The sequence below is a fragment of the Spirosoma luteolum genome, from assembly GCF_054778875.1.
The window spans coordinates 59,386-73,149 of the sequence record NZ_BAAGZE010000007.1; the positions used below are offsets into that span (position 1 = coordinate 59,386).

A 13,764-nucleotide genomic window follows, 5' to 3' on the forward strand; every position below is an offset into this window, starting at 1 on the left:
TTGGGCATGAAATGACAGGCAGTGAATCAGAGGGTGGTTGGCCGGGATGACGTATACGAAGCCTTCCAGTACGCGTCGATGGCTTCGAGCGAACGGCCTTTAGTTTCCGGAATGAGCGTCCAGGTAAGCCACAGGGCGGGCGAACAGCATGCGGCAAACAGCCAGAAGGTCCAGGCCGAACCCACTTCTTCCAGCAGAAACGGGGTGAGTTGCCCGACCAGAAAATTGCCAATCCAGAGCGAGAGAGTGGCCAGAGCCATGGCCTTACCCCGGATGGCGTTGGGAAAAATTTCGCCAACGACGACCCAGCAAACGGGGCCGAACGAAAAGGCGAAGCAGGCAATGAAGGCCAGAATAAACAGCAGAATCCAGGGGCCAGCTGTGTTATTTAGCTGAAAGAGCGCGCCTATAATCAGCAGCGAAAGTACCGCCCCCCCGACGCCGACATACAGCAGAGGTTTGCGCCCCCATTTGTCGATGGTGAAAATGGCAACAAACGTGAAGACCACATTGACCAGCCCAATGGTAACCTGTCCGCCCAGGGCGTTATTGAGCGTAAATCCCGCCTGCTCCAGAATGCGGGGGCCGTAATAGATGACCGCGTTGATGCCGCACACCTGCGATAGAAACGGCAGCAGCAACCCAATCCACAGCGCCCGTCGGTAGGTTGGCGTGAAGAGTTCAGATAGGTTGCCCTGTCCTTCTTCGCCGGATGTGGCGAACGCATCGATCTCCTGCTGAGCCGCCACCGGGCCATCGATACGGGTCAGGATCGCCTTTGCTTTCTCGGCCTGGCCCTGTAGCAGAAGCCACCTTGGCGACTCGGGCACCAGCAGCAGAGCTAGCAGAAAAATAGCTGCCGGTACCGCCCCCAGGCCCAGCATGCCCCGCCACACCTGGTCCGACAGAATAAGTGCAAGACCTTGGTTGCTAGTATAGTAAGTGGTGTGGTTCACCAGATACGCATTGGAAAAATACGCGATTACGATACCGACGGTCAGCGCCAGCTGATACAGCGATACCATCGTGCCCCGGTAGCGCGAAGGGGCAAATTCTGAAATGTACAGGGGCGAAACCATGGAAGCCACGCCGATCCCCAGGCCACCCACCAACCGAAAGGCAATCAGTGTTGTGAACGAAGCTGAGAGCATGCAACCAATGGCCGAGGCCAAAAACAGCACGGCCGACAGAATCTGGATTCGTTTGCGCCCATACGCATCGCTTAGTTTGCCCGAAACGCTGACGCCCCCGATGCATCCCAGCAGGGCGCAACTCACAAACCAGCCTTCCTGAACGGCATCGAGCGCAAAATCGCTTTTTACCAGACCTACGGTACCTGATATAACGGCGGTATCGAAACCGAATAAAAAACCGCCAAGGGCCGCCACCAGGCAGACCAGATACAGGTACGTATTGCTTTTTTTTGTTAAACCCTGATCCATGGGGATACGCATAGTTATTGATGTCGAGGGAGTACTGATTGCTGCTGATCGATCTGTTGCGCAGACTTACAAAATGGCGCAGGCTCTTTTTTCATGTCTATATGTATAGACATACTAAATGATAAAAAAACGATTTGATGCCTACTGTTCAGGCACGGGCAGGGGTATTCGGTTGTATGGTTTATGAGCAATTTATTTACGGGCAATATCGATGGCGTAGGTGAATCGATCGGCCCGGTAATAACCTATGTTAAATTCAACAACCCGCTCCCCCGGATCACACACGATTCGTCTGCGCAACAGGATAGGCTCGCCCGGGTTTGTGTGTAAAATGGTGGCCAGATGAGTGTCGGCCAGTGTCGCCGTAATTTCTTCTTTCGATAGCACCACAACGGTGTGGTACTCCTTTTCCAGCATCTCGTAAAGCGGCCTGGAAAAATCTTCGGTTCCCGTAAGTCCAACCCGTGGGTGGAAGTAGGAAACGAAATAAACGATTGGCCCGGCGTCCAGTCCCCGCAGCCGCTCCAGCTTCACCACCCTGGACCCCAGGGCGATACCGAATACATCCGCAATGTCCTGATCGGCTAGCGACCAGCTCGCCTTGATTTCATAGTTGCGAAAATCGACTCCCTTGTCGTGCATTTCGAGCGAAAAGCTCGACCAGTTGTTGAGTTTAGTGGTGATTCGCTTTTTGGCTACTTTGGTACCGACTCCTTTTTTGCGTATCAGTAGTTGCTCGTTAACCAGCGTGTTAATAGCCTGTCTGACGGTGTTGCGGGCAATGCCAAACCGTTTGGCCAGGTCAATCTCGTTTGGAAACAGTTTGCCCTGCTGGTATTCGTCCCGGTCGATCAGCTCCCGCATAATGGCTTCCACTTGTAAGTGAAGCGGAATGGGGCTGCTGTGATCGATGTTGGATAATTGCATTATATTGTCTGAATGTCTATACATACACCACCGTGCAAATGTTGTATGTTTTTTCGTAACTGCAAAATTTATTCATAGTTTTTCACCCTAAAATTAAGTATTTGGGGTGAGCCAGGCATTGATAGGTCAGCTGGCCGGCAAACAAACGTTACTGGTTATAAACTTAAAGTGGTAACAAGTAAAAGTAATAGACTAAGCGGTGTACGATGCCGCACATCGGCTTCTGACATAAAACTATCATCTGAAGATTGCTCCATAAGACAAGCAAGAGCTCATGCGTGTATTTGATTTCCGTAGCGCAGAAGAGATCCCGTAGACAGTGGCTATGTTGATTCAGTTCGACGTCGATGCGTAATGAGCAGCGCGTCCGTCAACTACTCCGTCAGGGAGAGTTTGGGTAGTGCTTACGTACCACATTGTACTAGTGGTCGATATAGTCGCCCAACTCGGCGCGGGCATTGTCCAGACTGAAAATACACCGCTTTCGGGCACTTCCGTCTTCAACCGCGACCAGAACGACTCAGTAGTCGCATTGTCATAGCACACACTGGCTCGGCTCATGCTCTGTTTGTACTTGCCTGTCGGCAGCTTTCGAAACGCTTTTGAGGCATACTGGCCGCCACGATCGGAATGTAGAATCAGCCCCTCAGCAGGCCTCCGACCCAGCAACGCCCGCCGTAAAGCCTTGATAACCAACGTATTGAGTATGTGGTCGGCCAGATACCAGCCGACCATCTTGCCCGACCACAGATTAATCCATACCGCCCGGTAGAGCCACTTGCCGTTCGCCAGGGGGATCTAGCGGGGCGGCCCGTGCCGTGATGTCAGACACCCACACCTGATTAGAACCGGTAGGGCGGGGACGATCTACTAACAAGTTGTGTGAGTAACCCAGCGTATGATGACTGTCGGTTGTCGGAGGGGCACAGCTGCGTGGTTGGATTGGTTTTAGTTCACTGTAAACCAGTACTTTACACATAAGATCCCGACTCACACCAATGCCTCGGTCTTCCAGATCAACCACCAGCGTACTATAACGACGACGATGCAGGGCATATAGGTCCTTGATCTGCTGGCGATTGTCGATCTTCTGTCCTTGGGTGGGGCTTGATGGTTCGGATAGCCAGCTCGTGAACGTCGCCAGGGCGAGTGATTTCCTGTGGTAGCAACGAACCGTGGGTTCTTTCAACCAAAAGTGGCAAGCCAGCCCACTTGCTCACTTCGCCTATGCGCTACATCGAGTAGTGAGAAGTAATTGTAGATCATTAGCTGGCTATGAATTAGTGCCCCGGCTTACTTCGACCACAGCCGCGGATCAATCACCAGCGGCTTTTCATCAACGATCCGGATGGAAGCATAGCTTCTGTGAGCCGGATGCAGTAAGTAGTTGATACCATCGGGCATTACGGAGGAGGGAACCCCCAGCGCCAATACATCAGGCCGAGCCAACCAATCCGCTGCGATGTGCTGACCTTTGTGATAGGTGTTCTCCTGCCAGTAGGGGGGCAGTTGATCGACCGTTAACAGGCGCTGACTCTCGGGGGGCAACTCCAGCCTGAACAATCGGTAGGTGGGTAGCTCATCGTAGGGAACCTGAGGCATGTGCACTAAGATCTCTACCAACGCTAAGGCCGGATGTTCGGCCGTGTAGAGAATGCCAGCCCCCGGCGGATTCCACCGCCCTCCGTTGAGCCAGGTACCCGTAACGTCCAGCGGGTGGGCAGCATACTTATGGCGCACGACGCGGTAAACAATAGCCATCGCTTAACCGAAAATGCCATAGTCGATCCGGCCCAATACCCGCTCTACCAAGGTGTAGCCGGTAACTGTATCCAATACCTGAATGGGCGTCTGGAAGTCGAGTTCCCGCAACGGGCCTCGCATCCAGTTGAGCACGGTTGAGGCCCGTCCCTCAAAGGTGTCCAAGGCGTGTAGGAGCAGGTTTTCTAACAGCAATAGCCGCTCGGAGGCATCCTGACTAATGCGTTGGTCAACCTTCAGCCGGTGCAGGTACGACGCTGACAAGCCCAGCGTGGTGGCCAGTTCTTTATCCGTTAAGCCGACCAGACTCGCTACGCGGTCCGCTTCGGCTCGCAGCACCCCTTGTCGACTGCGGGTAATGATCTCCTGTTCCGACAGAAGCCGGGTCAGCAAGGCCTGGTTAGGTGGCAGGAAAGGCAGAGCAATGGCCATAGAAATGAAGTTTGCAACTAAGCTAACTACAAAAATCCACTCGACCAAGTTCGTATTCACTGGCATACTTTTAGGGGAAGCTTATGGTATAGAACAAGCGGGTTGGTTCCAGGTCAGAAGCGTGAGCTTCTGACCTGGAAGTGGTGCGGAAGTGGTATCATGGGAACGATCTCCGCAATGGAAGCAACTTCACGGCCAATGCTCCGCGTAGCGCATTGGCCATGTCGGCCTGAGTGAAAACCCATTCATCGGGGTTTGAAGAACCGGTCTGATCGAGGTACCCTTGTCGGGCGAGTCAGCCACCAGCTGCGACCATGCGTATTCAGTACATAGCAATTCATTGCCTGATTGTCACGCGCAGCCCGTCGTCCCAAGCCGACGACGCACTGACGATTTTGTCCTTGAAATGACCCAGCCCAGCCGTTATCGTTAACTGGGTGGCATACGGCCCACTGGCAGCCGGTTTCCTGACCGTCGTTTTCGATGGGTTTATACGGGTTGCCAGCTGGTTGGAGTTGTTTACAACGATAACCGTATTGAGTGTAGGTAAAGCCTACCGGCGTCGTAGAACCAGCCGTATGCTTCAATCAGGGCACTGCTCCAGACGCCCGGCCAACGACAGATTGGCTCAAAAGGAATTGACTGTATCTCTTATACGAAGCAGCGGCAGGGAATTTGCCTTGTCTCCCGAATGAGCGTTTGACCAGATGACCTTCACCCTTTGATTGCGCCGAAGTGACGGCCCTGTGGGACAGTCCCGTGTCAATGGCTTAATGGCCTGGGTAGCCTGCTGGTGAATGTCGCCTAGGCGAGCCACTGCCTGTTGCCGCAACGATCACAGGTTTCTGCCAAACACAAGCGGCAAGCCAGCCCGTTGGCTCACTTAGCCTACACGCTACATCGGGTAGTGCGATTAAGGACCGCTTTTCAACTTACCTTTAGCCGTTACACTCGATAAAGCGGTATGAAACACACTTTTCAATCTTGGTTACTCATTGCTGGCCTGTTAGGCTTGCTCACGGCCTGTACCGATCACCGCTTAGGGGAGTTGACTCCGCAGCGCCTTCGCCTGAAGCGAACGGTCAGCACACTACCCGGCTTTCCCGGCACTACGGTCTTCAACTACGATAGTCAGGGCCGGGAGAGCTCGTTTACGTACGAAGGCTACGAAGGTCGTTTTACCTACGATAGTCAAAACCGGGTACGCGACTATAACTACATCAAATCAGATGCCCCCAATGCATCTGATTTATATTATTTCACCTATCTGGGAGCGGATACGGTGCGTATGTACCATTACGTCGCCCTGTTGTATCAGGGCAACTATAGCCCCCAGATCAGGCTGCGCGATTATCAATACCAGTTGAATAGCGCTAAGCAGCCCGTATCCGTTTATGACGCGGCTCCGGGTGCAGGCCCTGTCTATCACAGTGGCGTATTTACGTATTCGGGCGGCAACCTGACACGCCGGGTAGACGTCTCCTTTGCGCGGGCGCCACTCAATTCGAACGATTACCAATTTGATGACAAGATCAACCCGTACTATGATCTGATTGGACCTGGTATCACGGAGCAGCGTCGCTACAGCCTCAACAATATCATTCGATCGACCTACACGCCCGATGTTCGTTTTCCGACGGCTAACCAAACCACGGAAGTGGCTAGTTACGAATACAACGCGCAGGGGTATCCGACCTCGGTTACTTACCCAAGCGGTAAAGTAACTTTCGAGTACGAGCGCTATTAGGTCCGTTTTGATTTGCCCCAAACGACAACCAAGCAAAGGCCCTAACTAGTGAGCAACAGTCAGGACCTTTGCTTGGTTACAGCCCTGGTAGGCGATGTCTTCCTAGGTGCGGTCGGTCAAAAGAGGCTATACCACCACCAATCAGTTTCTCAGGGCAATCACCGTAACGCCCATTTTATGAAGCATCTGTTCTTCGCTGCTGACGTAGTAGAATCGGGTGTATTTTTGAGTATGGACGATGTTCGCGCTGAAATTGGTGATTACATAAACTACTATTACGATGTAGTGCGCAAGCACTCCAGCTTAAACTACTGCAGTCCTGTTCAATTCGCGTCTAAACATATCCCTCAAAATTAGCAAGAACACTGTCCGCCAATACCCGACCACCCCAAATTGACATCAGAAGAAAAGGCGGATAATCGAACCAAGAGTTCAACACGAATTCGAATTGAACACGCCATTGGCGGTATGAAACGCTACCGCTAATTAAGCGATCGACTGCGCGCACACAAGGACAGTCTCTACGAGTTATCGTTATCAATTTGTGCTGTCTTGTGGAATACTGTCTTGACTAATTAGCTGACTGTCACCGTTGTGGCATGTGTAATTAACGTTCGATCAGGTGAGTGCCCGACTGGATTTTACATACGTGGGCAATGGACGCCTTGTTTGTCAGCCGCCTGTATTGTTGACATACGCGGTCTATAAAAGCGGGCAAACAATCGGTCTGAACCAGGTTGAGGGTGCAACCGCCAAAGCCTCCGCCCATCATGCGCGACCCGATAACGCCCGGCTGTTTCGACGCCAGATCAACCAGCAGGTCTAATTCTGCACAGCTAACGTCGAACTTATCTTTTAACCCTAAGTGAGTTTGATACATAAGGTGCCCGAATGCGTTGAACTCACCTGTCCGAAGGAAGTCGACACCCGTCAGAACCCGGCTGTTTTCTTCAATCACGTATGAACACCGGTTGTAAAGCAGCTGTTGATTTGGGGGAAAAACATCGTCCAGCATTGCCACAGTTGCATCCCGGAGGCTGTGTACCCAGGGAAACACAAACTGCAGGCGCTTAAGGCCTGTTTCGCATTCAAGCCGTCGTGCGTTATAAGCCGAAGATACCAGTGTATGCTTGACCTGTGAGTTGAGCAGAACGACCTCAACCCCTGCTGCACTGAAGGGCACATAGGTATAGTCAAGCGAACGACAATCCAGTTTTAGAATATGGTCGGTTTTGCCCATCAGACTGGCAAACATGTCCATTATGCCAACCTGAGCGCCGACAAACTGATTCTCGGCCTGTTGTGACAACCGGGCCAGCGATGGCCGGTCCAGGCCTGTTTGTAGCAGCTCGTTTAGGGAAAAACCCACACCATTTTCCAAAGCCGCCGAGGAGGACAGGCCGGCTCCGACGGGAATAGTACCGCCAAATATGCAGTTGAAACCAGTGGTCAGTAAACCAGCCTCCTGGAATTGGCTTGCCACGCCAAGTAGGTAATCCGCCCAGCTGCTAGTTTTCTGAATCGCATCTATGGACCCTGTGAACGTTTCCTGCAGGTCACAGGCCTCCAGACAGATTCTCTTATCCTGCCGAAGCCCTACGGCCAGATAGATCGCTTTATCGATAGCTGCTGGCAACGCGAACCCGCCATTATAATCAGTGTGCTCGCCAAGTAGATTGATCCGCCCTGGTGAGCCTACCAGAAGCGGAGATTGTTGAAAAGTGCATTTATAATGCCGCTGGAGCTGATTGACCAGGTTGTTCATCTATGGTGAGAATAGCGGCTGTTGAGGAAGGGTAAAAGAATCTTACGCGGTTGGATTATGCAGTTTCAAACTGGTCAGCAACGAGGCTGGCCAATATTGTTAAGCAGTCGTTTTGCCGGAGCATCAGAAGTCCCCGGCTTATAGCCACAAGGACACGGTTCAAGTGTTTAAAAGGCGTACGATTCATGCGGCCTGCGGACCAGATCCCGTGCGTTGGATCGCCGGTTGAAGAAGAATTGACAACCCGGTAATGAGGGCCAACCGTCCTTGCGGATCGATTCTCACCTTGGTATCAACTGTTTCGAGAAAAGTAGAATCGCTACTTGCCCATGGATTCCTGTCGGAGTGGTACCTGCACGTTATACGAGTGAGTCTGGTCGATGGTGGTGGCCAGCAACAGTACAGCGGGTTTTCCCTTATCGAACCAAAGTTGTGGGCGCTCCAGATAACCAACCGGCTGCACGCGGCCATCGGCCCATCGAATCTGGAGGGTCGATACCAGTGGGTGCTTAGCCAGACTCCAGTCGAAGCCGTCTTTGGATTCAAACAACACCAGCGATCGCCCCGCCGGCGTAAAGGCCCCGTGCATGTCTTTAACAATGGCCCAGTACCGATCGCCCTGGTACCAGATAAACGGATCTTCGGCGGGAAAGTCAGTGCCTTTGGCGTTGAAAACAGTCTGGGGGTGTTTGGTAAACGGACCCGTTGGGCTGTCGGCGGTGGCAACCAGATGCACCACGGGCCCACCGAATACCCCCGGGCGCTTCCTGCCAACGGCTTTGTAGACCATCAAATACCCGCCGTCGGGCCGCTGCGTGATCGATGGGTTGCTCGTCAGAAGGGCGTCCGGTGCGTTCGAATCGGGGGTTACGTCGATTAGGGGGGTATCGGTGCGCGTCCAGGGGCCTCCCGGATTAGCGGCTACGGCAACGCCAATGCGCTGGTTATTTCGATGGGTGAAGTTAAGGTCTTTCATGTTCTTACCATCGCCGGTATTCCCCATGTAATACAGGTAATATTTGCCGTTAAAGGCGTGTACGGTGGGGTTGTGGGTGCAAAGCCCGTCCCAGTATTGGGCGCCACGAGCCGGAAGGGCCACATCCTGAAAGGTGTATGGACCAAGTGGGTCTTTGGCTGTAGCATGCGCCACCTCCGAGTGGGTCACCCAGGCGTTGAAACCAAGTTCGCGTTTCCAGCGGGAGTAGTAGAGGTGACAGGTGCCATCCTTACCGCGGATGAGTGTGCCGCACCAGATGAAATAAGCCGAGTCGCTCAGAACTGCCGTGGCCGGAACCGGCTGTAACAGGGTCTGAAAATCTAAATCAGTTGGAGCGGTCGTCTGAGGAGTCGATGACGTCCGGCAACCTGCTATCGTCAGCATGGCCACGAAAACAAGGGCAAGCGTGTATGGGGTATAATTCATGGGTAGTCGATTAGCGGATTCTGCAGACAGCCTTACTTGCCAGGCCCCAGTAGCCGTAGGTGACAGCCAGCTGTTTGGCCCCGGTTGCGGGGAGGGTGTACCGGGTAGTAAAGACACCTGAATCGGGGGCGGTCTCCTGTACGGGCACTTTGATCGGATCTTTGTCGTCCAGTTGCACCAGCACCCAGCCCGATTCGGCGGTGGTGGGGTTCAGATTGAGGGCGGCTGTCAGCTCCAGTTCTACGGTTTCACCGGCTTTAACAGCCTTTAGGGGCTTTTTGCCCCCGGCATCCAGCACCCGGACGGTCTGCGTACCGAGGGTGGCAAAGGTAAGGGTGGCCATCCAGCCCCGGTTCGAGATTGCCCAGCCTTCGGTGGCGTAGGCGTTCTGTCCAATGTGATCACCCTGCCCTTCGGCTGCTTTCTCGCTTGCCAGCGCCGTGCCGGGCCGGGGAAACTGAGCGTCGAGGGGCGTACCATCGAGGGTGCCACGCACCTTGCCGAGCATGCCGTATCCGTTTGGGTGACTGCGGGGCCAGCCGTATTCGATCCCGTCCCAATAGCCATTAATGGCCAGGCGGTCGGCGCTTTTGTTGCTCAGGTGGGCGCCAATGGGATTCAGTCCAAAGACAAAGTCTACCTGCGACCAGCCGATGTCGCGTAGCTCACGGTCTTTCAGCAGATGCGCTACGGCAAACATCGATCCGCCAAGGGCCGGAGCGCCCCCCAGTTCCTTGGTGCGTGGGTGGGCCCATTCGGTGGGGCTGTGCACGCGGTAGTGCCAGCAATTGGCCGTTTTCTGCTTCATATGGTCGCGCCAGGCCATTAGCTTTTCGCGAGTGCCTTTGGGGGCTTTGTCGGGGGCGACCAGCAGGAAAAAAGCCAGTGCCTGTGGGGTGATGTGCTCGGCATTACGGATCCACCACATGTGCCTGGGGTTATCAAAATCCCAGTTCTTGATGATGTCTGCGGCCCCTTCCTGGGCCCAGCGCAGGTACTGGTCGGGCTGCCCGTCGACTTCATCCTTCTCCGACAGATACATGTAGAGGTTACTGAACACCGACTGTCCGAAGGCGTTACCCATCTCATTGAACTCCTGAAACCCTTCGTCGACCCACTTGGTGCTGTACGTCCAGTAGCGCACGACCTTGTGGCGGTCGTAGGCCTGCCAGCGTTTACGGCATTCGTCGCGGTACTTCAGGTATGTTTCGCGGGGCAGATAGGGTTTCAGGAAACTCTGGTAAGCGGCACAAATGGCTGCCAGCTGATCGAGCGTGTTCCAGTAGTCGTAGGTCATGCGGGGCTGTCCCTCGTAACCCAGTGTCCCGTGCCGGTTGGCTACTGGACCACTGTAGTCGACGTGATGGTAGGCGAACTCGCCGTGCCACAGTATCAGGTCAATCAGGTCGGCCGTGTTTTTGTCGCCCAGTTCGGTTGTCCAGCGGTCAAACAAGGCGGGGTTCGACGCGTAGAAGAGCGTTTCAAAAGTGGTTTCGAGTCCAAATGAGCCCTGGTCGCGGGAGGGACCGCCACCGTACACGTTGGCTTCGTTGGCATGAACCGGGTCTTCCGAACCGCGCACGTCGACAAAGAAGTCGTAAGCCAGTTTCGATGAAAGCCCTTCGATCAGGTGGTCGGCGATACGGAACGGTACGGAGGGTTCCCGACCGTTGATGGCTACGACGTACTCGGACTGCCCGTTTCCCGGGTTGAATGCCGAAAAATCGCCCGCCCGATCCTTGATGGTGCCGCTGAAGACGATTGCCTTATCAGCTTGCCGGACAACCTGAAACGGGGTGCCATCGGCCGCTTCGTAACAAACGAAGCGTTTGGCTTCGCCCCGGTTATACCCGGCCTGATTCACCAGCGGCATGGCCAGCGGTTTGGCAGGCTGAGCAAACGAAACAAACGGGCTGCCTAGCAACAGGTAGAGGAGTATGCGGTTTATCATGGAATAGAGTCAGGTCGTTTAGCCGTTGTTTGATTGTTTGAACGAGGGCTTGGTTGAAGCCGCTTTCCGGAAAAGCGTTCGTTTACCTGTAGCCGCTGATTTACCCACACGGGCTTACCTGCCATCAGTTGTATTGGCTTCACCAGGTTGCCGTAACGTATCCGGTACAAGCCCGTTCGGTCGGCCGTTAGCTTGGCCTGGTTCAGCGTCCCGGCTTTCCAGTCGATTGCCACCGTCACACCACCTCTGGCCCGCAGCCCCGAGACCTGCCCTTCTGACCAGGCTGGGGGGAGAGCGGGCAGCAGGTCGATGTCGCCGGTCTGGCTTTGCAGCAGCAGTTCCGCCACACCGGCCGCGTAGCCAAAATTACTGTCGATCTGGAAGGGAGGCCCTACCCCGAACAGATTCGGATAGGATCCCCCGGCGTCGTAATAGCCTGTCCGGGCAGGATCGCGGGGCGTTACCAGTTGCCGGATAAGGGTATAGGCATGGGCAGGCTCCCGAAGCCGGGCGTACAGATTGATTTTCCAGGCGGAGCTCCAGCCAACGTTTTTGTCGCCCCGGGCCCGTAGCGACACCAGGGCCGCTCTGGCCAGATCAGGGCTGGACCGGGGGCTGATCTGACGACCCGGGTACACCGCAAACAGATGGGAGTTGTGCCGGTGGTGATCGTCGGGATCATCGACATCATCCATCCACTCCTGTAGTTGGCCCCACCGGCCAACCTGTGGCCCTAGTAACCGGCTGCGCAGGCTGTCGATCAGGCGCTGGTGTTGGGTATCTAATTGCAGCTCCCGCGCGGCTGCCAGGTAGTTGGTAAAGAGGTCATAGACAATCTGCTGATCGTACGACGCGCCAGCATATTCGGAAACATCTTTTTCCTGGCGGTGCGGCCCATGTTCGGGCGACCAGCCATCGGGCGTGATCAGCTTACCGTCAGCGCGGGCAACCAGGTGATCGGCCCAGTATTCGGTGATCGATTTGAGCAGTGGATAAGCTTTGTCTCGCAGGAAAGCCCGGTCGCCACCGAAGGCGAAGTGTTCCCAGAAATGCTGGCTCAGCCAGGCGCTGCCCGGCCGGTGAATATGCCAGCCAGAGGTGCCTCCCATGATATTGTTGGTACTGTAGATAATCCATCCGCGGCTGGTTTTTAAGGCGGGATCCGGCGAGTGCTTTTGTACCCGGGCCAGGTTATCCACCCAGTCAAATAAAGGCTGGTGACATTCGGGCAAATTGGTTTGTTCGGCCAGCCAGTAATTCATCTCCACGTTGATATTTGTGGTATACTGGGAATACCAGGCCGGCTTTGTTTCCTGGTTCCACAAGCCCTGCAGGTTGGCGGGCAGACCGCCCGGCCGCGACGAACTGATGAGGAGGTAACGCCCAAACTGAAACAGCAGCGCTTCCAGCGCCGGGTCGTTTTTCCCCCGGGCGTAAGCCGCCATACGGTCTGGCAGGGCTACCGCCTGAGCCAGGGAGTGGGTCCCCAGCTGCAGGCCAACCCGCCCGAACAGGGTCTGGTAGTCCCGGGTATGCCTGGCTAGTAACTGCTCGGGCGATCGACGGGCTGCCCGAATCAGCTGGCTGCTGATTCGTTCATGCGGATGCGGCCCGATGAAGTCCCGGGCTGCGTGGTTGCTGAACGATGTGCCGGCTGCCAGCTGGATCGTTACGGCGGTAGCATTAGTAAAACGCAGCCCGCCGGGAACTACGGACACCCGCCCGCCTTTGGTTACCAGTTGCAATTGTGATTCATAGTGCATGCCGTTTTCGAGCGTACCCGTCACCACCAGTTTGTCCGCTTCAACCCGTACCGGTGCCTGACGAGCATCGGTCAGCCGGACAATGCCAGTAAGCTGGCCCGGTTTGCTGGCCGTAAACTGCATGACCTGTACCTGATCCGGGTAGCTGGCGAAGGCTGTGCGACGAAACCGAACCCCGTTTGCTTCGTACTGAACGGTATGCACCGCGTTTCGGAGGTCGAGCGTTCGCCGGTAGTTACGGACGGGGCCGGCCGAATCCAGCGTGACGAAAACGTCACCGAAGGGCTGGTAATTCCCGACTTTTTGCCTGGTTCCGGTAACCAGTGACTGCTCGTTGAATTGCAGATGCTCGGTACCAATCCCTCCAAACAGCATGCCCCCTAGCCGGCCATTGCCAATCGGTAAGGCTTCCAGCCATTGCGTAGCCGGTTTTGAGTACCAGAGTAACGGAGCTGCTTGGGCCGGCTCCTGCTGCTGGGCGGCCATACATGTGCCGCGCAAGAGCAGGAGCAGCAGTAATTTACGGAATGTTTTCACGCCACCTATTGCCGTT

General features: G+C 55.0%; 11 protein-coding genes. 2 read left to right on the top strand and 9 right to left on the bottom strand.

What is annotated here, in order from left to right; all coding sequences use genetic code 11:
- Positions 1 to 26: 26 nt before the first annotated feature.
- From ACYVAC_RS13810 to ACYVAC_RS13830, 5 genes are all read right to left on the bottom strand, one after another.
- Positions 27 to 1,454, bottom strand: a complete 1,428-nt coding sequence (locus ACYVAC_RS13810) for a sugar porter family MFS transporter (protein ID WP_461098278.1) — start codon at positions 1,452 to 1,454, stop codon at positions 27 to 29.
- Positions 1,455 to 1,634: 180 nt separating this feature from the next.
- Entirely contained in the window at positions 1,635 to 2,369 is a 735-nt protein-coding gene (locus ACYVAC_RS13815; protein WP_461098279.1) for a GntR family transcriptional regulator, read from the bottom strand.
- A gap of 333 nt (positions 2,370 to 2,702) precedes the next feature.
- A complete protein-coding gene (locus ACYVAC_RS13820) occupies positions 2,703 to 3,167 on the bottom strand; it encodes a transposase (protein WP_461098325.1) in 465 nt (154 codons plus the stop codon).
- Between the two features lie 495 nt (positions 3,168 to 3,662).
- Complete coding sequence (locus tag ACYVAC_RS13825) at positions 3,663 to 4,130, bottom strand: RES family NAD+ phosphorylase (protein WP_461098280.1); 468 nt, start codon at positions 4,128 to 4,130, stop codon at positions 3,663 to 3,665.
- A gap of 3 nt (positions 4,131 to 4,133) precedes the next feature.
- The gene (locus ACYVAC_RS13830; RefSeq protein ID WP_461098281.1) at positions 4,134 to 4,562 is read right to left on the bottom strand and encodes an antitoxin Xre/MbcA/ParS toxin-binding domain-containing protein; all 429 of its coding nucleotides are present in this window, start codon (positions 4,560 to 4,562) and stop codon (positions 4,134 to 4,136) included.
- A gap of 964 nt (positions 4,563 to 5,526) precedes the next feature.
- Between ACYVAC_RS13830 and ACYVAC_RS13835 the strand changes: the two genes are divergently transcribed.
- Both ACYVAC_RS13835 and ACYVAC_RS13840 read left to right on the top strand, forming a co-directional pair.
- Positions 5,527 to 6,309 (top strand): hypothetical protein, encoded by a 783-nt coding sequence (locus ACYVAC_RS13835; protein ID WP_461098282.1) that lies wholly within the window; start codon positions 5,527 to 5,529, stop codon positions 6,307 to 6,309.
- A 177-nt stretch (positions 6,310 to 6,486) separates the two neighbouring features.
- Positions 6,487 to 6,666, top strand: a complete 180-nt coding sequence (locus tag ACYVAC_RS13840; RefSeq protein WP_461098283.1) for an IS3 family transposase — start codon at positions 6,487 to 6,489, stop codon at positions 6,664 to 6,666.
- A gap of 250 nt (positions 6,667 to 6,916) precedes the next feature.
- Here ACYVAC_RS13840 and galK read toward each other — a convergent pair whose 3' ends face one another.
- The 4 genes from galK to ACYVAC_RS13860 form a co-directional block, all read right to left on the bottom strand.
- Positions 6,917 to 8,074, bottom strand: coding sequence for a galactokinase (gene galK, locus ACYVAC_RS13845; RefSeq protein ID WP_461098284.1), 1,158 nt, complete (start codon positions 8,072 to 8,074; stop codon positions 6,917 to 6,919).
- A 319-nt stretch (positions 8,075 to 8,393) separates the two neighbouring features.
- Positions 8,394 to 9,497, bottom strand: a complete 1,104-nt coding sequence (locus ACYVAC_RS13850) for a glycoside hydrolase family protein (RefSeq protein ID WP_461098285.1) — start codon at positions 9,495 to 9,497, stop codon at positions 8,394 to 8,396.
- 10 nt (positions 9,498 to 9,507) lie between these two features.
- Positions 9,508 to 11,448, bottom strand: coding sequence for a cellulase N-terminal Ig-like domain-containing protein (locus ACYVAC_RS13855; protein WP_461098286.1), 1,941 nt, complete (start codon positions 11,446 to 11,448; stop codon positions 9,508 to 9,510).
- Positions 11,445 to 13,748, bottom strand: coding sequence for a glycoside hydrolase family 95 protein (locus tag ACYVAC_RS13860; RefSeq protein WP_461098287.1), 2,304 nt, complete (start codon positions 13,746 to 13,748; stop codon positions 11,445 to 11,447). Before ACYVAC_RS13860 ends, ACYVAC_RS13855 begins: the two co-directional genes overlap by 4 nt.
- Between the last annotated feature and the right edge of the window lie 16 nt (positions 13,749 to 13,764).

What these genes read in the sequence shown, in the direction of transcription:
- ACYVAC_RS13850 (WP_461098285.1), bottom strand. Translation starts at nt 9,497, where the DNA reads ATGAATTATACCCCATACACGCTTGCCCTTGTTTTCGTGGCCATGCTG.
- ACYVAC_RS13840 (WP_461098283.1), top strand. Translation starts at nt 6,487, where the DNA reads ATGAAGCATCTGTTCTTCGCTGCTGACGTAGTAGAATCGGGTGTATTT.
- ACYVAC_RS13830 (WP_461098281.1), bottom strand. Translation starts at nt 4,562, where the DNA reads ATGGCCATTGCTCTGCCTTTCCTGCCACCTAACCAGGCCTTGCTGACC.
- galK (WP_461098284.1), bottom strand. Translation starts at nt 8,074, where the DNA reads ATGAACAACCTGGTCAATCAGCTCCAGCGGCATTATAAATGCACTTTT.
- ACYVAC_RS13815 (WP_461098279.1), bottom strand. Translation starts at nt 2,369, where the DNA reads ATGCAATTATCCAACATCGATCACAGCAGCCCCATTCCGCTTCACTTA.
- ACYVAC_RS13810 (WP_461098278.1), bottom strand. Translation starts at nt 1,454, where the DNA reads ATGCGTATCCCCATGGATCAGGGTTTAACAAAAAAAAGCAATACGTAC.
- ACYVAC_RS13835 (WP_461098282.1), top strand. Translation starts at nt 5,527, where the DNA reads ATGAAACACACTTTTCAATCTTGGTTACTCATTGCTGGCCTGTTAGGC.
- ACYVAC_RS13855 (WP_461098286.1), bottom strand. Translation starts at nt 11,448, where the DNA reads ATGATAAACCGCATACTCCTCTACCTGTTGCTAGGCAGCCCGTTTGTT.
- ACYVAC_RS13825 (WP_461098280.1), bottom strand. Translation starts at nt 4,130, where the DNA reads ATGGCTATTGTTTACCGCGTCGTGCGCCATAAGTATGCTGCCCACCCG.